Here is a 21,629-nt window from a genome sequence, read left to right as displayed (position 1 = left end):
CCGAATTACCGGCGGGCAGCGACCTCGACAGCGCGCACCTGGGCGGCGAGCTTGTCCAGCACGCCGTTGACGTACTTGTAGCCTTCCACGCCACCGAAGGTCTTGGTCAGTTCAACCGCCTCGTTGATCACGACCTTGTACGGGATGTCCACGCAGTGCACTAGCTCGTACGCGCCGACCAGCAGGGCGGCACGTTCGACCGGTGACAACTCGGCAACCGGGCGATCCAGGTACGGCGTGAACGCCTCGGTCAGCGTGGTTTCTTCGCGGATGGCGCCGTGCAGCAGCGCGTCGAAGTGCGCGCGGTCGGCCTTGTTGAAGCCTTGCGCATCCTGCAGATGCGCCTCGACCACGCCGGGGTCGTTGCGATTGAGCAGCCATTGATACAGACCTTGCAGCGCCAGTTCGCGCGCACGGCGGCGCGCGCTCTTGGCGGGCGCCTTGGTCTTGGCTTGGGAATTGTCTTGCGTCATGGGAAAAGCCTTTGCGCGAGGAAGCGCTTATTCATTCTCGCCGTCGTCGTCCTGGCCGTGATCCTGCAGACCGTCGAGGTCGTTGGTCAGGTTGGCCATTTCGACGGCGGTACGGGCGCAGTCGCGACCTTTCTCGCGGGTGCGGGCGTGGGCCTGTGCATCGGTGTCGGTGGTCAGGATGCCGTTGGCGATGGCGATGTTGAAGTCAAGGCCCACGCGCGTGATGCCGGCGCCCGATTCATTGGACACCAGCTCGAAATGGTACGTCTCGCCGCGGATGACTGCGCCCAGCGCGATCAGGGCGTCGAACTGGCCCGATTCGGCCATCTTTTGCAGCGCCAGCGGGGCTTCCAGCGCGCCGGGCACGGTCACGAGCAGCACGTCTTCGCCCGCCACGCCGAGTTGTTCGAGTTCAGCGACGCAGGCCTCGCGCAGCGCTTCGCACACGGGCTCGTTGAAACGCGCCTGGACGATGCCGATGCGCAGGCCTTCGCCGTTGAGATTGGTCGGGTAGAAGCCGTGGTCCATGGTGTATTCCGGTTGGGGTTGCCGGTTAGGCAACGTCAAAAAAGAAAGTCGGCGCGGCAGTCTAGGCTGCCGGCGGAAAAATCAATGCGTGGCGGCGGACGAAGTGGAAGTGACGTCGGGCGCATCCGCCATCGATTGGTACGCCGTCACCTCCAGATCGTAGCCGACCATGCTCGGCAGCTTGAGTGGCGAGGCCAGCACACGCATCTTGCCGACGCCCACCTCCTTCAGGATCTGCGCGCCGATACCGTAAATGCGCGGATCGGGTTTGGTGCGCGGGCGCTCGTGCGGCGCGTCCAGCGCGGAGAACTGGGTGAACAGCCGGTCCGCCGAATCGCCGCAATTGAGCAGCACGACCACGCCGGTCGGGGCAGCCTGGACGGCGCGCAGGGCAGCGGGCACGCTCCACGAGTGCGTCGTGCGCTGGCACTCGAGCAGGTCGAGCACCGAGAGGGGCTCATGCACGCGCACCAGCGTTTCGGTGTCCGGTGTCGGCGTGCCCTTGACCAGCGCCAGATGGGCGCGGCCGGCCGCCCGATCGCGGAAGGCGACGGCGTGGAATGTGCCGAACTGCGTCTCCATCGTGCGCTCGCCGACGCGCTCGACGATGCTCTCAGTGCGGCTGCGGTATTGGATCATGTCGGCAATCGTGCCGATCTTCAGGCCGTGTTTCTTGGCGAATTCCACGAGGTCCGGCAAGCGCGCCATGGTGCCGTCGTCCTTCAGGATCTCGCAGATTACGGCGGCGGGTGTCAGGCCAGCCATCGCGGTCAGGTCGCAACCGGCTTCGGTGTGGCCGGCGCGCATCAGCACGCCGCCCTTCTGGGCTCGCAGCGGGAAGATGTGGCCCGGATTCACCAAGTCAGACGGTTTCGCGTTCTTGGCGGCGGCCACCTGAATGGTGCGTGCGCGGTCGGCGGCGGAAATACCGGTGGTTACGCCTTCAGCCGCTTCGATCGATACGGTGAAATTGGTGCCGAACTGCGTACCGTTGCGGCTGGCCATCATTGGCAGGTCGAGCTGGTCGCAATGCTCTTCGGTGAGCGTCAGGCACACCAGGCCGCGCGCGTGCGTGACCATGAAGTTGATGGCTTCCGGCGTGACGAAATCGCTCGCCAGGATCAGGTCGCCTTCGTTCTCACGGTCTTCCTCGTCGACCAGGATGACCATCCGGCCGGCGCGGATTTCGGCAATGATTTCTTCGACTGTGGCGATCGACATGGCGTAGCAGGGGTGCGCGCCGCTGACCAACTCCCGCAAATTCGTAATTTCGGGGGCCATGCGACTGCGTAAATGGGAAGCCGGCTATTGTACGCCAAGGGTACGCCAAGGTGGCCCCAAGCCAGTGGGGTCAGCGGTTCAGGCGGCTGCCAGAGGCTGGGTGCCCACGGGCAGGCCGATGGCGGCGTGGGTCAGCATGCGTTCCACGTAGCGGGCGATCAGGTCGATCTCCAGGTTGACCTGGCTGCCGGCCTTCAAGTGCTTGAGCGTGGTGACCGCCACGGTGTGCGGGATCAGATTGATCGAGAACTCGCAGCCGTCGGCGTCGTCCCGGACGGTATTGACCGTGAGCGATACGCCGTTGACCACCACGGAGCCCTTGTAGGCGAGATATTTGCCCAGCTCCGCCGGCGCCCTCACACGCAGTTCGTGCGATTCGTTGACGGGCGCGAAATGCGTGACCGTGCCCAGGCCGTCCACGTGGCCGGATACGAGGTGCCCGCCGATGTGGTCGGCCAGGCGCAGGGCCTTCTCCAGATTCACCTCGCCCGGACGTTCCAGCCCGACCGTCTTGGACAGCGATTCGCGCGACACATCCACGTCGAAGCGGCTGTCAGTTTTGGCGACAACCGTCATGCACGCACCCTGGATAGCGATCGAATCGCCCAACGCCACGTCCGCCAGCGGCAGGCCGCCCGAGTCGATGGACAGGCGCACGCCTGCATCGGCGTTGTCGCCAAGCGGCGAGACGGTTTCAATGCGGCCAACTGCGGCGACGATTCCGGTGAACATGAGCAATCAATCCGTGGGGTTGCGGCGCGCCAGGATGCGGAGGTCGCCCCCGATGCGCGAAATGTCGTGAAAGAAGAATTCGGCCGCGCCTTCCAGCGTTTGCAGCGGCCCCATATTGAACATGCCCTGGCCCGAGCCGAGCACCTTGGGCGCCAGGTAGACGAGGATCTCGTCAACCAGCCCTTCGCGCAGCAGCGAGCCGTTGAGCTTGAAGCCGGCCTCGACGTGCAGCTCGTTGATCTCGCGGCGGCCCAGTTCGCGCAGGACTGCGGCCAGGTCGACCTTTCCATCAGCGTTGGGCAGGAGGATGACCTCCGCGCCGCGCTCGCTCAACGCGCGCATGCGGCCGGCTTCGGGCTGGGCGGCAAAAATCAACGTCGGCTCGTGGTGCCCATCTGTGGTGAGGATGTGGGCGTCGAGCGGCACGTCCAGCGCCGAGTCGATCAATACGCGGCGCGGCTGGCGCGGCGTATTGACGGCGCGCACGGTCAGTCGCGGATTGTCTTCGCGCACCGTGCCGATGCCGGTGAGGATGGCACAGGCGCGTGCGCGCCAGCGGTGGCCGTCGTTGCGCGCTTCGGTTTCGGTAATCCACTGGCTGATGCCGTTGTCCAGCGCGGTGCGGCCGTCCAACGATGCGCCGACCTTCACGCGTACCCACGGCGTGCCGCGCGTCATACGTGAAACGAAGCCGATGTTCAGCTCACGCGCTTCGCGCTCGAGCAGTCCGCAACGCACGTCGACGCCGGCATCGCGCAGCTTCTGCAAGCCGCGTCCGGAGACGGCGGGGTTTGGATCTTCCATGGCCGCGACCACGCGGGCAATACCGGCCTCGACCAGCCGGTCCGCGCAGGGCGGGGTGCGGCCAAAGTGGCTGCAGGGCTCCAGCGTCACATACGCGGTGGCGCCGCGCACGTCCTGGCCGCGCGACTGGGCATCCTTGATGGCCTGGATTTCAGCGTGGTCCTGGCCGGCGGGTTGCGTATGGCCTTCGCCGATGACGGTGTCGTCACGCACGATCACGCATCCGACGCGCGGGTTAGGCGTGGTGGTGAACAAGCCTTTCTCGGCCAGCGCCAGGGCGCGCTGCATCATGGCGTGGTCGAAGTCGGAGAACATGGGCAAAAACGGGGAGTATGAATTAATCGTCGTTAGTCGAGGCGCCAGTGCCGCACGTTTTGGTGTCCTGGGCCGGATCGCAGATGCGGGCGCGGCCTGCTGAGCTGATGCGGACTCGCCGTACATGTGCTCCGCATCGGATGGTTAGCGTGCCGTATAGCTGGCTGCCGTTGCGCTGTCGCGAGTATCCCACAGGTGCATACGAGAGGGTGTCGACGTCGCGCTGTGACGCCGTGAACGCAAATTCGACCGGCGGCACCACCGGAGGCGATACGCGCATCAAGATATCTTCGGTGCCCGGCTCCAGAGGCGTCGCCTGGGTCTGCAGCGAGGGCGTCATATACAACGCCCATCCCGACGACCAACCCTGCTGAGTGCTGAGCGGACCGAGGTGGATCCACATACGCTGATTGCGCGACATAGTCTGCGCCAGCGAGATGGCGCTGACAAAGCGGTCGGCCATAACAACGACGGTCTCGCGTTGCCACCAGTTCAGGCCGGTGGGCCCGGCGAACACCGCCAGGATCGCCATGACGCTCAGGACGACTACAAGCTCAGCGAGCGTGAAGCCTGCCCGCAGACGGGCCGCTTTCATGGCCAGCATGCATGCGATGCAGGTTGACGCGCATTGCCGATCTGCGTGAACCGTTCGCCGGTGCTGCGCAGGATGAGCGAGCCGCACCCCGTGCCCGGGTGCACCGGCTGGGCCACGACTTCAACGCAATGTACGAGAGCGCGGCCTTCGCAAGGATTAGTGATCAAGTGATAACCGGAGATGTGGTTCGGAACGCTTGCCGATGCGGAGCTGTCGCCTGTGCGCGCGTACTGGCGCTCCCATTCCACCATGGTCGAGACCAGCGCCGCTTGCACCGCAGCCCGCTGCGCGCGCTCATGGTGTCTTGACCAGGTTTGTATGGCAGTGCTGGTCAACAACGCGGCGATAGCCAATGCAATCGTGAGTTCGACAAGGGTGAATGCGGCATGGCGACACCTCATCGCAGGCCTTCCTCGATCAGCTCACGCCAGCTCAAGCGGCCGAGCATGAATGTCTGCACTTGGGTGTCGATTGCGCCTTGTTGGGTGCCTGTGGTGTAGACGCGTTGTGTCACCGTTCCATTGGGACGAATGATGGGCGATGCACCTTCGATGGTTGCCTGGGCCGTGGACGTACGGCTCGGTATTTTTGGGCGGAAGACGGTTTGCAGCACGATGCTGACGGCGGGGTCGGTGCCAAATCCTGCTGCCGTGAGGCGATACAAACGAGGGGCTGTCGTTTCATCGGTATGGGTTGCTTGGCTGGGCCATCGATCTGGAATCCGCTCGATGACGTACCGCGCAGTGCGTCTGGCAATGCGCTTGCTACCCGGGAGGCGCGTGTCGATCTCTACGGCGAGGGTGGTCGTATCCAGCAGTCGCGCCAACGTCCAGAGCGATTGGCCGGGCTGCGGCTGACATAGTCCGAGCGAGACGCCACCGCCGCACGTGCCGGCCAAGAAGCCGCGTCCCGAAACCGGATCGAGAGCAGCGATACGTTCGAGCGGCACGGCCGCTATACATTCGAGATTCGTTGGCGTTTCGGTGGCGACGGACAGTTCGCACTCCGCCGCATTCAGCGCCATTTCGGCAGCGTATTTGGCCAAGGCGCGATCGGCGATGAGAGACGTGCGATGCCGCTGATCCAACACCAGATGGAAGGTCGCCATGGTCAGCAGGCTGAGCAACGCCACTGCAGGCATCACGATCATCATCGAAAAGCCACGCGCTTTGGCCCTGTCGCTCAACATACGTCCACATCGCAGGCGAGCGGATTGCGTAAGTGCACCGTTGCCGTGAAGACGGCACGATGGCGGTGGGGTTGGGTGGGCGTGAACTGTAAGTCCTGCGCGTTGGCGCCTTCCACTCGCTGGAGGTTGGGAAATAGCGCAAGTGTTGACGTGCTCTTGTTGGCTGAACTGGGCGAGTTGTAGTCGCCGCGGACGACCAGCACGATGTGCATGGCTTGAACCTGGCGCCATTGCTCGGCGGTGAGCGAGCGCGCAGACAGTGTCGTGGCGGCCGTGCCGCCAGCGGTCCGAACCACATATAGAAGCTGCATTGTTTCGACGCCGCGGACCATGCCATTAGATGTCCAACCGCCTGCCACAGTCTGACCGTCTTGATGCCTTCGCGAGCGGCACATCAGCTGCGGTTCTTGATCCGGAGCTCGGCTGAGGTAGAGCAGCATGTATCCCGCACGCTGCTCCTCGCTGCCGTTTTGGACACGCTCAGCTACGCCGTAGCCGGAGCAGTCGACAATGCTCTGATCCGTTCGGTCTGGCTTGGTCTGCATGCTGCGACCGGCAAAGCGCACCAGCAGCGCGTCGCTTCCTTGGATGTCGCTGCCATTGCACTCCAGAGCCTCCGCTTCTCGAGGGGTGCAACTGTCCGCACCTTGGATCGAGAGTGCTGCCTTGGCGTCTGGCCATCGGCGCTCCGGCGATACCGCCGGTGTATCGGTTACCCAGCCTGCATGCTGCAGTGCCGTTGTTAGGAGTTCCAGCGCTTGCGTGCCGCGACTTTCGATCAGGGCATCATCGGCAACGCGCTGGTAGCTTGCTCGCGCAAGGAGTGTGAGTTGCAGAGCGATACCCAGCACGATCAACCCTACCAGCATGCCAATCAGCAACTCCACCAGCGTCGCACCACGCCGAGCATGCGAGAGCTGCCGCATGTCAGCGCCCGCTTGCGGATTCGACTCGGTCGTTTTGCGTTCGGACGTCGGTCAATAGTTGACGCAGGCTTTGGCTCGTAGCCTCCATCTGCTCAAGTGCAGACAGGGTGCCCGCAGCGCACAGGGACAATACGGCCAGTGCGACGAGGGATTCGAGGAGGATGGCGCCGTGTTGGCGCTTGGCGTGATGGTGGACGGGCATGAGTCGGCTGATATCTGGAGAGCCACTCAAGTTAGTGGGAATTTGGCCGTATAACTGTCATATCTGGTCAATACCCTCCTGAGGAATCGCCTGCGCGGTATCCCGTGATGTGGCGGACCGTTGGTTTTTCACCAACGTGAGCCTTCCCAAGTCTTTGGTTGAAGGAGGGGGTTGTTGACACTTTTTGACTAATTCCCCACTATTCCAGAGATGCATCTGCCTGGGCTTTTTTTGTCATGCAGATGATCGCGTTCACGGGGGTCGGACGTGAGCCATCGTAGAAGAACTCAAATTAGCTTCAAATCGGCAGCGTGCGAAATCGATTGCGTCGCGGTTGCCGCATAAAACAATAGTCGGGGGTTCGAGTCATGCTTAACGGGATTTCGTCCATTGGGCGGTGCGGGTTTCTAGTCAGTCGTTTCTTGCGCTGACATGGCGGCAGCGGTCCGCAATTCCCTCACCGCGCATCAACTTCAATCGTCACGCAACCGTTGGTGTGAATACCGGGCGGAGCGGCGTGGCGACGCTGTCGGCGTTCGCGCCGAGAACGCGTTGTGTCACAGTCAAATCGATACAGATATGTCGTACCCGAATGGGGAAAGCGGCGGGCGAGGGCGTGCCGGTTGCATTCGTTCGAGCCGCATCCGCGGCATCTCGCTGGTTGAGTTGATGGTGACGCTGGCGATCGTGGCTGTTCTCGCGGTCATTGCGACGCCGTCGTATGTCGGATTGACACAGCGCACGCGGTTGCAGGCAGAAGCCAATTCTTTGGTGAATGATCTGCAATTTGCCCGCAGCGAGGCGATCAAGCGTGGACAGCCGGTCAGTCTTTGTCCCTCGTCTAACGGTACGGCGTGCAATACGACAAGTACGAGCAATTGGGAGACTGGCTGGATTGTCTTCAATGACGTCAATGGCTCGGGTACGACCGACTCCGCCAGCGATGTGCCGCTACGCGTGCGTGCCGCCCTTCCTAATGGCGATACGTTCAGACCCAGTCCGGCGGCTTCGGCGGTGACATATAACCGCGATGGCTTCGCGTCCAATTTGGCCAATGGCACCGTCACGATGACGTTGCACACCGCGGCGCCTGTCAATGACAGCGCGACGCGTTGCGTGGCAATCAACATGGTCGGTCGGCAAGTGGTACAGACCAAGGGGACCGGCTCATGCAGCTGAGTATGAAGTGCCGCACAGCCGCCGGATTCTCGCTCATCGAGGCGTTGATCACCATGGTAGTGGTCGGCGTGGGCCTGTTGGGTTTGGCGAAAATTCAGGCGGCAGCGGTGGGCAATACGCAGATATCGCGTGTGCGTTCGCTGGTGGCCCTGCAGACCGAAAGCTTGGCTGCGGCCATGCACGGGAATAGCACATTCTGGGCTGCAGGTGGCACCGCTCCAGCGACGTTTAGTGTGACCGGCACGACTATTACGGATAGTTCGAATGTCTTGAATCAGACGCTGACCACTGGCGCCTGTCTTTCCGGAAAGTCTTGCACGCCGGCTCAGTTGGCTGCTTACGATGTACAGCAATGGGCCAGCACGATGAACGCGAACTTCCCCGGCTATTCCGCCACGGTTAACTGTACGACCGCAACGGGTGTGCCGGTGAGCTGCAACATCACAGTGAACTGGAATGAGAAATACGTTGCAGTCAACAGCACGACGGCTGCGTCTGGGGTGACCACGGCATCCACCCAGAGCTTTACGGTCTACGTCCAGCCATGAGTGCCAATTCCATGACTCTGCGGAGGCGATCGGCACGCAATCAGGCCGGTACAAGCCTGGTTGAGATCCTGATCGCCATGGTGATCGCGCTGTTCATCATGAGCGGCGTGGTGGTGGTATTCGTCAATATGCAGAAGACCTTTACCAGCCAGGATCAGCTTGCACAGTTGCAAGACAATGAACGGCTAGCGCTGACCATCTTTACCAATGTTGTACAGCAGGCAGGGTATTTCCCCAACCCAACAGTCAACACGGCCCTGTCGGCATTCCCGGCCACTGGCTCGCTGGCTGCCGGCCAGGTAATTTCCGGTACCTCGGGTGCGACGGCGGGCACCGATACGGTGACAACGCAGTTTGCGACTGCCAGCGGTGACGGCACCATGAATTGCCTAGGGCAGACCAACACGAGTGGTGCCCAGCAGGTCTACATCAACACATTGTCCGTCAATGCAAACAACGAATTGCAGTGTGCGATGACGCTCGTGTCCAGTGGTGTAACAACCACGGTACCGCTTGTGAGTGGGGTCACTGGACTGAGCGTGCTGTATGGCACCGATACCAACAGCAACGGCTATGACGACTCTTATCTGACGGCCGCGCAGGTGGCAGCGTCGGGCTATTGGTCGCAAGTCCATACCGTTCAAGTCACCCTCACGTTCACCACACAGTTTGGTAACCAAGTTGGGCAGGCACAGAGCACAACGTGGGTGCAGAACATCAGCCTGAAGAACCAGTCATGAGCACCACCATGCGTTTTTCCAAGCTGCCAAGTCGCGCTGAGCGCGGGTACACCCTTGTTGTTGGATTACTGTTGCTGGTTGTTCTCACGCTGTTTGCTATTGGCATGTTTCGTAGCTTTGGCCTGCAAGAGAAGATTGCGGCAAACACGCGGGATAAGCAGCGTGCGCTCGAGGCTGCACAGAGCGCCCTTCAGTACGGCGAATGGTGGTTGGGACAGGGCAACGGATCCACCGGCATCGCCTGCTCGGGCGTTAACAACGGCAATACGCTCACGAATATGCGGGTATGCAACACCGCCTTGGCGACTCCTTCTACTTTGCCATGGGGCGTGGGGTCAACCTATCTGCCGCCTTCCATGACGGCGAATGGCGGTGGAGGCATGGCCGGTGCGAGTTCTCCGGCGGGGGATATCAACTACGCGGGTGTCCCAGGCCTGTACATCAACTACATCGGTATGAGCCCGAACGGGCTCGCACAGCTTTACCAAGTCACCGCCTATGGCTTTGGCGGTGATGCAACGACAGCAGCAGTGGTGCAGAGCACCTATCGCATTAGTTCTGGCGCCAAAGATCTGGGACAACAGTGATGAAAACAATTCAACGGGTGGGTTTGCTGGCAACCGCTGCGCTACTGCCGGGGGTTGCCAGGGCGCAGTTGGTGATCAGCGACACGCTGACGGGGGCGTCATCTTCGTACAAGTGGCAGGCGCTGAACGGCGCATGCCTGACTGCGGGCAACGGTACAGGCACGATTCCGGCCTGTTCGGGCCTCAGTTACTACAGCGGTAAGACGCTTGTGGGTGGTGTCACGGGTACGCTTCCTGACGCGGTGGGTTCTGGGGCTCTGCGTCTGACCAATGGTGATACAACCACCGGTAGCAACGGTAATAACCAGACGGGCGCTGTCGTTTCGAACTTCACCTTCCCGACCAATCAGGGCATACAGGTAACGTTCACGACGGTGACGTACGGTGGTAATGCCTATAAGAACGCCGCTGGCCAAGCGTCTGGCGCTGACGGCATCAGTTTCTTCTTGGCCGACGGCAAGTACCCGGCAACGGTGGGGGCGCTGGGGGGCAGTCTTGGTTACAGCTGTTCTAACGGCAACCCTACGTACGATGGCGTGCAGGGTGGCTATATCGGTCTCGGTATCGACGAGTTCGGAAATTTCTCGAACGCCGGCGACAACACTAGCTCCGGGGCGAGTGGTGGTGCGATTCCCGGTCGCATTAGCTTGCGCGGTGCGGGCAACACCAACTGGGCGAACCTGTCCACGAACTACGCGAAGTACTATCCGTCAGCCCTGAGCACGACTCAGATGAACGCTGTACAGAGCACGTGTGCAGCAGGCTATCTTTATAACTTCAGCGGTAAGGGGCAGAAGGACGCGAACGGATACTACATCTACGACGGCAACCAGACGACCGAGCAGATTCCATATAACTACAACTATCTTGGCGGCGATACGTTAAGTAGTACCGTCAAGCTCTACAGCCAGGAAGCTGCTGGAAAGAATTCGGCAGGAGGCAGCAACGCGGTGCGGGGAAATGCGACCCCTATCACCTACGCACTCAGTATCACGCAAGACGGTCTGCTGAGCCTTTCATATAGCGTGAATGGTGGCACGGCCCAGCCTGTGATCACAAACCAGAGTATTACCGCGTCGAACGGCCCGCTGCCTTCGTCATTCCGCTTTGGCTTCTCGGCGGGTACCGGCGGTGGCAGTAACGTTCACGAAATCACCTGCTTCAAGGCAGCACCGGTGGGGCAAGCCAACAGCTCGGCAGGTACCAACGTGCAGCAGTCAGCCCGCGTGGAAGCCGGGACTCAGGTGTATCTCGCCTACTATCACCCGACCAACTGGTGGGGCGAGTTGACCGCACAAAACCTGGTGATGGACCCGACGACGGGCATCGTCTCCATTGCTACCAATGCCAATTGGAACGCCAGCTGCACCTTAACGGGTGGGGCATGCCCGGCCATTAGTTCCACCTCGACGTTGACTGCACAAGCCCCATCAGCACGAAACATTTTGACGTGGAATGGCACCACTGGCATTCCCTTCCAATGGTCGAGCCTCACGTCTGCACAGAAGAATGCGCTGGACAGCGGCTCAGCCAGCGGCACCAGCAGCCCTCGCCAACTCTATCTGCGGGGCGATCGCACCAATGAAGTCGCCAATGGCGGCTCTTTCCGCTCCCGCACCGGCGTGATGGGCGACATCATGAACTCCAGCCCGACCTGGGTTGGTGCACCGTCGGCGCCGTACAACGGCCCGTGGGTGGATTCTCTCTACGGGACGGCAGTTCCGCCCGAAACGTCCGGCAGCTACGCACTCTTCAAGACCAACAATGCGCAGCGCGCGAACGTGGTCTATGTGGGCGCCAACGACGGCATGTTGCATGGTTTCCGTGCAGGTGGTTACGACGCGACCGGTAAGTTCACCACGGCGACCACCCCCAACGATGGGCAGGAGGTTCTGGCTTACATGCCGGCGGCAGCCCTGAACACCATCTACAACACCAGTAGCAAGCTGGATTTCAGCTCGCCTTCGTATGCTCACAATCTGTACGTGGATGCGACGCCAGGTACAGGGGAGCTTTACTACAACAATGCCTGGCACACATGGTTGGTTGGCGGCTTGGGCGGAGGCGGCAACGCCGGGGGCGCCATCGCCGACAACACCAGCGTCGGTACGGGCGCTATCTACGCGCTTGATATCACCAACCCTGCTAACTTCAGTGAGAGCAACGCTGGTTCGCTGGTGCTCGGTGAATGGACGCCTTCGACCCTCACCTGTACCAATGTCACTAGCTGTGGCGCCTTTTTGGGCAACACCTATGGCACCCCCGTCATTCGCCGGCTCCATAACGGCAACTGGGCCGTGCTGTTCGGTAACGGCTTGAACAGTGCAAACGGGTCGGCGGGTCTGTACATCATGCTGGTGGCCAGCAACGGCACCACGTCGTTCTACTACCTCGACACAAAGTACGGTCCGAGTAAGGATCCGCTGAAGGCGAACAATAAGAACGGCATCGCCTATGTCACACCAGCGGACCTGGATGGTGATCACATCACCGACTACGTCTATGCGGGCGATGCATTTGGCAACGTCTGGCGTTTCGACCTGACCTCGCAAAACCCGGCATCGTGGAGCGTCTCGTCTGCGCCGATGTTCTCGACGCCAGCGGGTCAACCGATTACCAGCAAGGTCGCGGTTGCCGCCATTCCGGGCAGCGGCACGGGCGCGCCGCGCGTACTCGTCAGCTTCGGCACCGGTCAGAGTTTCCCGGTGACACAGACCAGCGCTGCGGCCTATTCCAGCAACACTGCACAGTCCCTGTACGGTGTTTGGGACTGGAACATGAGCGCTTGGAACAATATCGCACCGGCGGCTGCAGTCTACGCAACCCTGACCGGCCCGCAGACCGTGACCGCCTCTACCCTGCAGACACAAAGTATCACCAACACGTCTGCAAGCTCGGGCACGACGCCATCGTACCGGACTGTAAGCAACAATAAGGTTTGCTGGATGGGATCGACAGCGTGCGGCACTAGCGGTACCGCTAATACCCAGTTTGGCTGGAAGCTCGCGCTGCCCAGCACCACCACGGGCTCTGGTTCGAGCGCGGTCACGAACTATGAACAGGTGGTCTATAACCCAACGCTGGCCTATGGCATGTTCATCGTCAATACGACCGTGCCAGGCACGCAGCAGGTTTTATCCTGTAGCTCGACGCCAGCATCTGGCTACACCATGGCCATTTCGGTCGCATCGGGTGGGGCAGGTACCGCCTCGTTCTTCGGCGACAATAACAACAATTTCCCGACCCTCAACGGCGGCATTGTCAGCGGTATCGGTTTGAGTGGTACCGGCACTCCGTCTATCGTGACCGCCAATAAGCTGCCGTACCTGGTGCAGCAGACCGTCAGCGGCACGGGTACGGTCAACCAGATCAACCCGAGCGCCGCCGGTGTTGGCTCTCGCATGACTTGGACCAAGCTGCGCTAATCATGAGCCGAACCAAGACTCCCTCCTTGTCCCCTGGCGAAGGCGGTTTCTCCTTGATGGAGTTGATGATTACGGTAGCGATCATCGCCATCCTGGCCCGTATTGCCTATCCGTCCTACCAGCAGTACATCCTGAAATCGCACCGCGCGGATGCGAAGACGGCGCTGCTGGATCTGGCAGCACGCCAGGAGCGGTTTTTTACACTGCAGAATAGCTACGCAGCATCGCCTGCCTCCCTCGGCTATGCGGCGGCGAGCTTTCCGTTCGCCATTCAGTCCGGCACGCAGTCGTACTATCAGCTGAATGTCGCGGTAACGGGCACGGCAGGCGCGAGTGGTGCGGCAGCGCCTGGCTATTCCGCTTCTGCTGTTCCGGTCAGCCCGCAAACGGCCGACGCCTGCGGGACATACACCATCAACCAGCTCGGCGTGCAAGGCAACGTCGGCATGGCGGCAGGTACTACGTCAGCGCAGTGTTGGTAACAGGAAAGAAAAAAGGCCTCCAGGGCCTTTGTTCATTTCCGCACATTCGTCGCCGCAATCTCATCCAAAACGTCGCGAAATTCCGACACATCCTCAAAACTCCGATACACCGACGCAAACCGGATGTATCCGATCTTGTCCAGCCGCTTGAGTTCGCGCATCACCAGCTCGCCCACGCGGTCACTGCCGATTTCCTTCTCGCCGTGGCTGAGGAGTTTTTCTTCGATGCGGGCGATGGCTTCGTCGATGGCTTCGGCGGAAACGGGGCGCTTGCGCAGCGCCAGCCGCATGGAGTCCTTGACCTTGTTGCGGTCGTAGTCGACGCGGCTGCCGTTCTTCTTGACGACGGCGGGGAAGAACAACTCGATGCGTTCGTAGGTCGTGAAGCGGCGGTCGCAGGATTCGCAGCGGCGGCGGCGGCGTACGGTGTCGCCTTCTTCCGACATGCGGGTATCAATCACCTGGGTGGCCGCGTGGCCGCAAAAGGGGCATTTCATGCCGGTGGTCTCCTCGGCAACCTCAAAGAACGCACTGCGCTAAAAGAACAACGCCGCGATGGCCCGGGCGGGCGCATCGCGGCAGGGTACTACGTGGCCGGAAGATCCGGCCATCGGCGGATGCCTTAGGCGTAGACCGGGAACTGCTTGGTCAGCTCAGCCACCTTGGCGCGCACTGCGGCGATGTTCGCCTCGTCGTGCGGGTTGTCCAGCACATCGGCGATCAGATGGGCGACCTTCACGGCCTCGGCTTCCTTGAAGCCACGCGTGGTCATGGCTGGCGAACCCAGGCGCACGCCCGAGGTCACGAACGGCTTTTCCGGGTCATTCGGGATTGCGTTCTTGTTGACCGTGATGTGTGCGTCGCCCAGCACCTTTTCGGCTTCCTTGCCGGTGATCTTCTTGACGCGCAGATCGACCAGCATCACGTGGCTTTCGGTGCGGCCAGACACGATGCGCAGGCCGCGGGCCATCAGCGTTTCAGCCATGGCGGCTGCGTTCTTCACGACCTGTTGTTGATAAGCCTTGAACTCCGGCGACAGGGCTTCCTTGAACGCCACGGCCTTGCCGGCGATCACGTGCATCAGCGGGCCGCCCTGGATACCCGGGAAGATCGCCGAGTTGATGGCCTTCTCGTGCTCGGCCTTCATCAGGATCACGCCGCCGCGCGGGCCGCGCAGGCTCTTGTGCGTGGTCGTCGTCACAAAGTCAGCGTGCGGCACGGGGTTCGGGTACACGCCCGCGGCGATCAGGCCGGCGTAGTGCGCCATGTCCACCATGAAATACGCGCCGATCGACTTGGCAATCTTGCCGATGCGCTCGAAATCGATGCGCAGCGCAAATGCGGATGCGCCGGCAATGATCAGCTTCGGCTTCTTCTCTTGCGCCAGGGCCTCGAGCGCGTCGTAGTCGATGTCTTCCTGCGCATTGAGGCCGTAGCTCACAACGTTGAACCACTTGCCGCTCATGTTGAGCGCCATGCCGTGCGTCAGGTGGCCGCCTTCGGCCAGGCTCATGCCCATGATCGTGTCGCCCGGCTTGAGCACGGCGAAGAACACGCCCTGGTTGGCCTGCGAGCCCGAGTTCGGCTGCACGTTGGCGGCTTCGGCACCAAAGAGCTGCTTCACGCGGTCGATGGCGAGCTGTTCCACCACGTCCACATATTCGCAACCGCCGTAGTAACGCTTGCCGGGGTAGCCCTCTGCGTACTTGTTGGTCAGTTGCGAGCCCTGCGCGGCCATCACGGCCGGCGAGGTGTAGTTCTCGGAGGCAATCAGCTCGATATGGTCTTCCTGACGCTGATTTTCCTTCTGGATGGCGGCAAAGATTTCGGGATCGATCTGGTCGATCGTATAGCGGCTGCGTTCGAACATGGCGAGTGTCTGGTCTGAAACGAAACGGAAATGGCGGAGATCGGGCGAGGCGTGGGGAAACATGCGCGCGGCTTGAACGACTGCGCCCGGTGTTGGCCGATTGCAGCGGGTGTCCAAGTCACCCTGTGCTTCCCATTCGCTGCCCAGGCGAGCGGCAGGCGCCGTTGTGCATGACGCCAGAAACCTTGCGCTTCCTCGTGGTCGCTGCCCACATGTCGGAGCCTCTGAAGCTGCTCCAGGATTCGCCAGTCGCGCAAGGTGGAATGGTTGCCCGCGAGTGTACGACAGCCCCATGGCCGCCGCAAGAAGCGAGCGTGCAGACACGCACATTGCGGTGCAATGCGGTTCCAGGCTTCAGGTAAACTCTGATCTTTCGCTTTTTAAGGTCCGGAGACACTTCCATGATCGTATTCGTGACCGGCGCGACCGCCGGGTTCGGCGCGGCCATCGCGCGGCGTTTCGTGCGAGAAGGCCATCGCGTGATCGCGGCAGGCCGCCGCCAGGACCGTCTAGACGCACTCAAGGCTGAATTGGGTGATGCCATGCTGCCGTTCGTACTGGATGTGCTGGACGCCGATGCCGTTGCGGCGTTGTCGGGCACGCTGCCCGAAGGCTGGCGTGAAGTCGACGTGCTGGTCAACAACGCTGGTCTGGCGCTGGGCCTCGAACCCGCCCAGCGCGCTGACCTGTCCGATTGGGACCGCATGATCGGCACCAACTGCTCCGGGCTGGTTCATATGACGCGTGCGTTACTTCCGGCCATGGTCGAACGCAACCGCGGTCACGTCATCAATATTGGCTCGATCGCGGGGACGTACCCGTACCCGGGCGGCAACGTGTATGGCGCTACCAAAGCATTCGTGCGCCAGTTTTCGTTGAACTTGCGTGCGGACCTGACCGGTACCCGCGTACGCGTTTCGAACGTCGAGCCAGGTCTTTGCTCCGGCACAGAATTTTCCAACGTGCGTTTCAAGGGTGACGATGCCCGCGTGGAGAAGGTCTACGAAGGCACGGAAGCCCTGACGGCCGATGACATCGCCGAGGCCGTCTATTGGATGGCGGCGCTTCCCGCGCACTTCAATGTCAACGCGATGGAGCTGATGCCCGTTTGCCAGTCATTCTCGGCCACCAGCGTGACGCGAGGCATGGCCTGAATTCCAGCGCAAGCCCTCGGCCGGTCGGTGGATGGCTGGCCGTCACTTGCGTCTTGGTAAAATTACCCGATGGCTTCTTTTGACTGGAACCTGCGTGTGTATTGGGAAGATACCGACGCAGGTGGCGTGGTGTTTTACGCCAACTATTTGAAATTTTTTGAGCGCGCCCGCACAGAGTGGCTGCGCGCGCTTGGGGTCGACCAGCAGGCGCTGGCCGACACGACTGGGGCCATTTTCGTGGTGCGTAGCACCGCTGTGGACTACCGCGCGCCGGCACGCCTGGATGACCTGCTGCAGATCCGTTCGCGTATGGAACGGGTCGGCCCCGCGTCGGTCCAATTCGCCCAGGAAGGCTGGCGCGGCGACGTTTTGCTCGCATCAGGCACGATTCGTGTTGGGTGTGTCGACCGGCTCACTTTCCGGCCGACCCCGATTCCCGCTCCCGTACTCGCAACCATCAAAGCCGCCGCATGAATCCCGTCGAGGTCACACAAGATCTGTCGATCGTCTCGCTGGTGCTGCACGCCAGCCTCCTGGTCCAATTCGTCATGGGCCTGCTGCTGGTGATGTCGCTGTTCTCCTGGACGTACATCTTCCGCAAAGCCTTTGCCCTGCGCGCCGCGCGCAGCCAGACCGAATCGTTCGAGCGCGATTTCTGGGCCGGCGGCGACCTGCAGGCGCTGTATCAGAGCGCCGCCAACAACCGCCACACGACCGGAGCGCTTGAGCGCATCTTTGAAGCCGGCATGCGCGAATACCTCAAAGCGCGCGAGCTGCAGCGCGGCGGCGGCGATCCGAGTGCCATTCTCGATGCTTCCCGCCGTGCCATGCGCGCGGCCTACCAGCGCGAGATGGACTCGCTGGAATCGCACCTGCCGTTCCTGGCGTCGGTCGGCTCGGTCAGCCCGTACATCGGCCTGTTCGGTACCGTCTGGGGGATCATGAACGCCTTCCGCGGCCTGTCCAACGTGCAGCAGGCGACGCTGTCGGCCGTGGCGCCTGGTATTGCCGAAGCGTTGGTCGCCACGGCCATCGGTCTGTTTGCGGCCATTCCGGCGGTGATTGCCTACAACCGCTACGCCACCGAGATGGACCGCCTGGCCAACCGCTTCGAGAGCTTCATGGAAGAGTTCTCGAACATCCTTCAGCGCCAAACGCGCTAAGGAGCCGCGCTCATGGCTACCATCCAGCGAACGCGCCGCGCCCGACGGGCCAAGGCCGACATTAACGTTGTTCCGTACATCGACGTGATGTTGGTGCTGCTGGTCATCTTCATGGTGGCGGCACCCGTGGTGAACCCGGGGGTGGTCAATCTGCCGTCGGTGGCCAACGCCACGCCGCAGCAGACCCAGCCGCCCATCGTCGTGACCATCAAGGGTGACGGCACGATCCTTGCTCGCGTCAAGACTGGTTCGGGAGCAATCGAGCAGAAGCTCGCCAACAACAACGAGCTGCGCGCGTTTGTGAAGCAGCGCACTGACGAAAACCCCGATCAGCCCGTCGTGATCGCCGCCGACAAGTCGGTCCAATACGACCGCGTGCTGACCGTGATGAGCGTGCTCAAGGCCGATGGCGTGAAGCGCGTCGGCCTGATGGTGAAATCGTCATGAGCACCTTGATGAACCCAGCGTTGACGAACCAAGGCGGGGCAACCTGAACGTCATGACTACGACGTCGTTGCATCGTTATGAGCCTGTGCGCGAGCGTGGCACGCTGCGCGCGTTCGGGCTGGCGGTCCTGACACACGTTCTGCTGATCATCTTTCTGTACTTTGGCGTGCAGTGGCAGAGCAGCACCCCGCGCGGCGAAGAGGCGGAGCTGTGGGACGAGGCGGCGGTTCAGCAAGCCGTACAGCAGGCCGCGCCGGTGCCAGAAGTTAAGCCGGAACCGGTGATCAAGGCGCCGCCGGCCAAGGTGGAAGAGGAAGCCGATATCGCGCTGGAGCAGCAGAAGCGCAAGCGTGAGCAGGAGGCTGCGGCGGCCCGTGAGGCCGAGCTCGCCCGCCGCGCCGAAGCACAGCGTCAGGCCCGTCTGAAGGAAGAGCAACAAGCCCGTCAGGCGGAACTCCAACGCAAGGCCCTGGCCGAACAGCAGGCCAAGGAAAAAGCGGCTGAAAAGGCTGCTGCCGACGCGGCGCAGGCTCGCAAGAATGCGCAACTGCAAGCCCAGGCCGAAGCCAAGGCCAAGGCGGAAGCCGAAGCGAAGCAGAAGGAATTGAAAGCCAAGGCTGCCGCAGAAGCCAAGGCCAAGGCCGATGCCGAGCGTAAGGCGAATGAATCGCGTGCCAATGCACAGCGTCAGGCCCAACTGGATCGGTTGCGCGCAATGGCGGGGGCGGGCGCGACTGGCACGGTGGCGGGCTCCGGCGGTGGTGTTGGCAATGCTCAGGGCACGGGCGGTACAGCATCGGCAGGGTATGCCGAGCGTGTGCGGGCCAAGGTCAAGCCGAACATCCTGTTCGATCCTTCGGCGGTCAACGGCAACCCGTCGGCGGTCGTGTCGGTGCAGATGGCGCCGGATGGTTCGATCTTGTCCAAGCGCCTGACGAAATCGAGCGGCAACGGCGCCTATGACGAGGCTGTCATGCGCGCGGTCGAGCGCTCTGACCCGCTGCCACGCGATACCAATGGCAAAGCGCCGTCGAGCGTCATCCTGACGTTCCGGCCGAAGGAATAACGGGTCGGCGCTCGCCCAGGCGGCGCTGGCCAACGGTACTCAGATTCCGGATTTGATAGTAGGGAAGATGAACATGATGCGAACGATGTGGATCCCGATGTTCCGACGCGCAGCGCAGGCACTGCTGCTGACTGCGGCAAGCGCCGGCGTTGCCCATGCCCAGCTCAACGTGGAGATCTCGGGCGTCGGCGCCAGCCAGTACCCGATCGCGATCGCCAACTTCCAGGGCGAGGCACAGGCCCCACAAAACCTCTCGGCCATCGTCCGGGCAGACCTGGTGCGCAGCGGCCGATTCTCGAACGTCGATGTTGCCGGCGCGGTGGTGCCGGAAAGCCCGGCACCTGACCTGGGTGCCTGGAAAACCAAGGGCGCAGCAGCATTTGTGGGCGGCACCGTGACCCGCAACGGCGATCGCTACGAAATCCGCTTCCGCCTGTACGACACCGCCAAGGGCGAAAGCCTGGGCGGCCTGTCGCTTACGCGCGGTCCCGGCCAACTGCGCTTGGCTGCACACGAAATTGCCGATTACATCTACCAGAAGCTGATTGGCGAGCGCGGTATTTTTGCGACGCGCCTGTCGTACGTGTCCAAGGTTGGCCGCCGCTTCCAACTGCAGATTTCCGACTCGGATGGCGCCAACCCGCAGATTGCGTTGACGAGCAATGAGCCGATCATCTCGCCGTCGTGGTCGCCGGATGGCACCAAGGTCGCGTATGTGTCATTCGAGAGCAAGAAGCCGGTGGTGTACGTGCATGACCTGGTGGCGGGCCGCCGCACGGTCATCTCGAACCAGAAGGGCAACAACTCGGCGCCGGCCTGGTCGCCGGATGGCCGCCACGTGGCGGTGTCGCTCTCGCGCGATGGCAATACACAGGTCTACATGGTCAACGCCGATGGCTCGGGCTTGCGCCGTCTGAGCCGCAGTAGCGCGATCGATACCGAACCGTCGTTCTCGCCGGATGGCCGTTACATCTACTTCACCAGCGACCGCGGCGGTGCGCCGCAGATCTATCGCATGTCGGTTGATGGAGAAGAGTCGGGCGGTGCGCAACGCGTGACATTCAAGGGCAACTACAACACGAGCCCGCGTGTGTCGCCGGACGGCAAGCTGCTGGCGTACATCTCGCGCGTGGGCGGTGCATTCCGCCTGTACACGCAGGACTTGTCCAACGGCGATGTGAATGCGCTGACGGATACGTCGCACGATGAATCGCCGAGCTTTGCGGCCAACGGCAAGTTCATCCTGTATTCCACGCGCGTTGGCGGCAAATCGGTGTTGGCCGCCGTGTCGACCGATGGCCGTACGCGTCAGGTTCTTTCCCTCCAGGCCGGCGAAGTTCGTGAGCCGGCGTGGGGTCCTTTCATGCAATAACGAAGCTGTTCCACTAGGAGAAATCGGACATGTCGAAGTCCCAAACCATGATCAAACTCGCAGCCATTGCCGCGCTGCTGGCCCTGGGCGCTTGCAGCTCGGGCGTGAAGCTCGATGACACCGCCAAGAACGGTACGGGCGGTGCTGCCGGCACTGGCGCTGATGCCCGCACGGTGACCCCGGTGGACGTGGGCCGTGACGAACTGACCGACCCGAACAGCCCGCTGGCCAAGCGCAGCATCTACTTCGATTTCGACAGCTACTCGGTCAAGTCGGAGTACCAAGGCCTGCTGGGTCAGCACTCGCGTTACCTGCAGTCGCACAACCAGCGCAAGGTCCTGATCCAGGGCAACACCGACGAGCGCGGCACCAGCGAATACAACCTCGCACTGGGTCAGAAGCGTGCCGAGGCCGTGCGTCGCGCCCTGTCGTCGATGGGCGTGCCTGACAGCCAGATGGAAGCCGTGAGCCTGGGTAAGGAAAAGCCGCAAGCGACCGGCCACGACGAAGATTCGTGGGCACAGAACCGCCGCGCCGATATCGTCTATTAA

25 protein-coding genes and 1 riboswitch are annotated in these 21,629 nt (G+C 62.0%); of the genes, 13 read left to right on the top strand and 12 right to left on the bottom strand.

The window, feature by feature from the left end; translation table 11 throughout:
• Positions 1-5: 5 nt before the first annotated feature.
• From nusB to BG83_RS29815, 10 genes are all read right to left on the bottom strand, one after another.
• On the bottom strand, positions 6-473 hold the full coding sequence (gene nusB, locus BG83_RS0108860; RefSeq protein WP_012761449.1) for a transcription antitermination factor NusB: 468 nt from the start codon (positions 471-473) through the stop codon (positions 6-8).
• 27 nt (positions 474-500) lie between these two features.
• A complete protein-coding gene (gene ribH, locus BG83_RS0108855) occupies positions 501-1,001 on the bottom strand; it encodes a 6,7-dimethyl-8-ribityllumazine synthase (RefSeq protein ID WP_024976377.1) in 501 nt (166 codons plus the stop codon).
• Between the two features lie 81 nt (positions 1,002-1,082).
• Positions 1,083-2,222 carry a bifunctional 3,4-dihydroxy-2-butanone-4-phosphate synthase/GTP cyclohydrolase II gene (gene ribBA, locus BG83_RS0108850; protein ID WP_024976376.1) on the bottom strand — a complete coding sequence of 380 codons (1,140 nt, stop codon included), beginning with the start codon at positions 2,220-2,222 and terminating at the stop codon, positions 1,083-1,085.
• A 138-nt stretch (positions 2,223-2,360) separates the two neighbouring features.
• On the bottom strand, positions 2,361-3,014 hold the full coding sequence (locus BG83_RS0108845; protein WP_024976375.1) for a riboflavin synthase: 654 nt from the start codon (positions 3,012-3,014) through the stop codon (positions 2,361-2,363).
• A 6-nt stretch (positions 3,015-3,020) separates the two neighbouring features.
• The gene (gene ribD / locus BG83_RS0108840) at positions 3,021-4,133 is read right to left on the bottom strand and encodes a bifunctional diaminohydroxyphosphoribosylaminopyrimidine deaminase/5-amino-6-(5-phosphoribosylamino)uracil reductase RibD (RefSeq protein WP_024976374.1); all 1,113 of its coding nucleotides are present in this window, start codon (positions 4,131-4,133) and stop codon (positions 3,021-3,023) included.
• A 22-nt stretch (positions 4,134-4,155) separates the two neighbouring features.
• Positions 4,156-4,737: a pilus assembly FimT family protein gene (locus BG83_RS0108835; RefSeq protein WP_080693659.1), complete on the bottom strand. Its 582-nt coding sequence runs from the start codon at positions 4,735-4,737 to the stop codon at positions 4,156-4,158.
• Positions 4,725-5,129 carry a type IV pilin protein gene (locus BG83_RS0108830; RefSeq protein ID WP_024976372.1) on the bottom strand — a complete coding sequence of 135 codons (405 nt, stop codon included), beginning with the start codon at positions 5,127-5,129 and terminating at the stop codon, positions 4,725-4,727. Before BG83_RS0108830 ends, BG83_RS0108835 begins: the two co-directional genes overlap by 13 nt.
• Complete coding sequence (locus BG83_RS0108825) at positions 5,126-5,881, bottom strand: pilus assembly PilX family protein (RefSeq protein WP_235193173.1); 756 nt, start codon at positions 5,879-5,881, stop codon at positions 5,126-5,128. Before BG83_RS0108825 ends, BG83_RS0108830 begins: the two co-directional genes overlap by 4 nt.
• Before the next feature lie 29 nt (positions 5,882-5,910).
• Complete coding sequence (locus tag BG83_RS0108820; RefSeq protein ID WP_024976370.1) at positions 5,911-6,843, bottom strand: PilW family protein; 933 nt, start codon at positions 6,841-6,843, stop codon at positions 5,911-5,913.
• A gap of 1 nt (position 6,844) precedes the next feature.
• Positions 6,845-7,045 (bottom strand): type II secretion system protein, encoded by a 201-nt coding sequence (locus tag BG83_RS29815; protein ID WP_024976369.1) that lies wholly within the window; start codon positions 7,043-7,045, stop codon positions 6,845-6,847.
• Positions 7,046-7,477: 432 nt separating this feature from the next.
• On the opposite strand from BG83_RS29815, the gene BG83_RS27705 reads away from it, so the two are divergent.
• Genes BG83_RS27705 through BG83_RS0108785 form a run of 6 tightly spaced genes read left to right on the top strand, consistent with a single transcriptional unit; the run spans position 7,478 to position 14,006 of the window.
• Complete coding sequence (locus BG83_RS27705) at positions 7,478-8,224, top strand: GspH/FimT family pseudopilin (RefSeq protein WP_037031655.1); 747 nt, start codon at positions 7,478-7,480, stop codon at positions 8,222-8,224.
• Entirely contained in the window at positions 8,215-8,772 is a 558-nt protein-coding gene (gene pilV / locus BG83_RS0108805; protein WP_037031654.1) for a type IV pilus modification protein PilV, read from the top strand. Before BG83_RS27705 ends, pilV begins: the two co-directional genes overlap by 10 nt.
• Before the next feature lie 11 nt (positions 8,773-8,783).
• Positions 8,784-9,512, top strand: coding sequence for a PilW family protein (locus tag BG83_RS0108800; RefSeq protein ID WP_200869034.1), 729 nt, complete (start codon positions 8,784-8,786; stop codon positions 9,510-9,512).
• Positions 9,509-10,099 carry a pilus assembly PilX family protein gene (locus BG83_RS0108795; protein WP_024976365.1) on the top strand — a complete coding sequence of 197 codons (591 nt, stop codon included), beginning with the start codon at positions 9,509-9,511 and terminating at the stop codon, positions 10,097-10,099. The genes BG83_RS0108800 and BG83_RS0108795 overlap by 4 nt, the downstream gene beginning before the upstream one ends.
• Positions 10,099-13,524, top strand: coding sequence for a pilus assembly protein (locus BG83_RS0108790; protein ID WP_037031652.1), 3,426 nt, complete (start codon positions 10,099-10,101; stop codon positions 13,522-13,524). The genes BG83_RS0108795 and BG83_RS0108790 overlap by 1 nt, the downstream gene beginning before the upstream one ends.
• A gap of 2 nt (positions 13,525-13,526) precedes the next feature.
• Positions 13,527-14,006 (top strand): type IV pilin protein, encoded by a 480-nt coding sequence (locus BG83_RS0108785; RefSeq protein ID WP_024976363.1) that lies wholly within the window; start codon positions 13,527-13,529, stop codon positions 14,004-14,006.
• A 32-nt stretch (positions 14,007-14,038) separates the two neighbouring features.
• Here BG83_RS0108785 and nrdR read toward each other — a convergent pair whose 3' ends face one another.
• Positions 14,039-14,503 (bottom strand): transcriptional regulator NrdR, encoded by a 465-nt coding sequence (gene nrdR / locus BG83_RS0108780; protein ID WP_024976362.1) that lies wholly within the window; start codon positions 14,501-14,503, stop codon positions 14,039-14,041.
• A gap of 125 nt (positions 14,504-14,628) precedes the next feature.
• On the bottom strand, positions 14,629-15,876 hold the full coding sequence (glyA, locus tag BG83_RS0108775; RefSeq protein ID WP_024976361.1) for a serine hydroxymethyltransferase: 1,248 nt from the start codon (positions 15,874-15,876) through the stop codon (positions 14,629-14,631).
• Positions 15,877-16,010: 134 nt separating this feature from the next.
• A riboswitch (ZMP/ZTP riboswitch) is annotated at positions 16,011-16,139 on the bottom strand.
• Positions 16,140-16,277: 138 nt separating this feature from the next.
• On the opposite strand from glyA, the gene ydfG reads away from it, so the two are divergent.
• The 7 genes from ydfG (at position 16,278) to pal (ending at position 21,629) form a co-directional block, all read left to right on the top strand.
• Positions 16,278-17,030, top strand: a complete 753-nt coding sequence (gene ydfG / locus BG83_RS0108770; protein ID WP_024976360.1) for a bifunctional NADP-dependent 3-hydroxy acid dehydrogenase/3-hydroxypropionate dehydrogenase YdfG — start codon at positions 16,278-16,280, stop codon at positions 17,028-17,030.
• Positions 17,031-17,099: 69 nt separating this feature from the next.
• The gene (ybgC, locus tag BG83_RS0108765) at positions 17,100-17,504 is read left to right on the top strand and encodes a tol-pal system-associated acyl-CoA thioesterase (RefSeq protein WP_004629519.1); all 405 of its coding nucleotides are present in this window, start codon (positions 17,100-17,102) and stop codon (positions 17,502-17,504) included.
• Positions 17,501-18,193 (top strand): protein TolQ, encoded by a 693-nt coding sequence (gene tolQ, locus BG83_RS0108760; protein WP_004629517.1) that lies wholly within the window; start codon positions 17,501-17,503, stop codon positions 18,191-18,193. The genes ybgC and tolQ overlap by 4 nt, the downstream gene beginning before the upstream one ends.
• 12 nt (positions 18,194-18,205) lie before the next feature.
• On the top strand, positions 18,206-18,640 hold the full coding sequence (gene tolR / locus BG83_RS0108755; RefSeq protein ID WP_024976359.1) for a protein TolR: 435 nt from the start codon (positions 18,206-18,208) through the stop codon (positions 18,638-18,640).
• 52 nt (positions 18,641-18,692) lie between these two features.
• Complete coding sequence (tolA, locus tag BG83_RS0108750; RefSeq protein WP_024976358.1) at positions 18,693-19,706, top strand: cell envelope integrity protein TolA; 1,014 nt, start codon at positions 18,693-18,695, stop codon at positions 19,704-19,706.
• Between the two features lie 67 nt (positions 19,707-19,773).
• Positions 19,774-21,078 (top strand): Tol-Pal system beta propeller repeat protein TolB, encoded by a 1,305-nt coding sequence (gene tolB / locus BG83_RS0108745; RefSeq protein WP_024976357.1) that lies wholly within the window; start codon positions 19,774-19,776, stop codon positions 21,076-21,078.
• 29 nt (positions 21,079-21,107) lie between these two features.
• Positions 21,108-21,629 carry a peptidoglycan-associated lipoprotein Pal gene (gene pal, locus BG83_RS0108740; protein ID WP_004629508.1) on the top strand — a complete coding sequence of 174 codons (522 nt, stop codon included), beginning with the start codon at positions 21,108-21,110 and terminating at the stop codon, positions 21,627-21,629.

This window comes from Ralstonia pickettii, from assembly GCF_000607165.1.
In the GTDB taxonomy this organism is placed as follows: domain Bacteria; phylum Pseudomonadota; class Gammaproteobacteria; order Burkholderiales; family Burkholderiaceae; genus Ralstonia; species Ralstonia holmesii.
The sequence above is the reverse complement of the archived record's forward strand: the minus strand, read 5'-3'. Positions and strand labels throughout refer to the sequence as shown.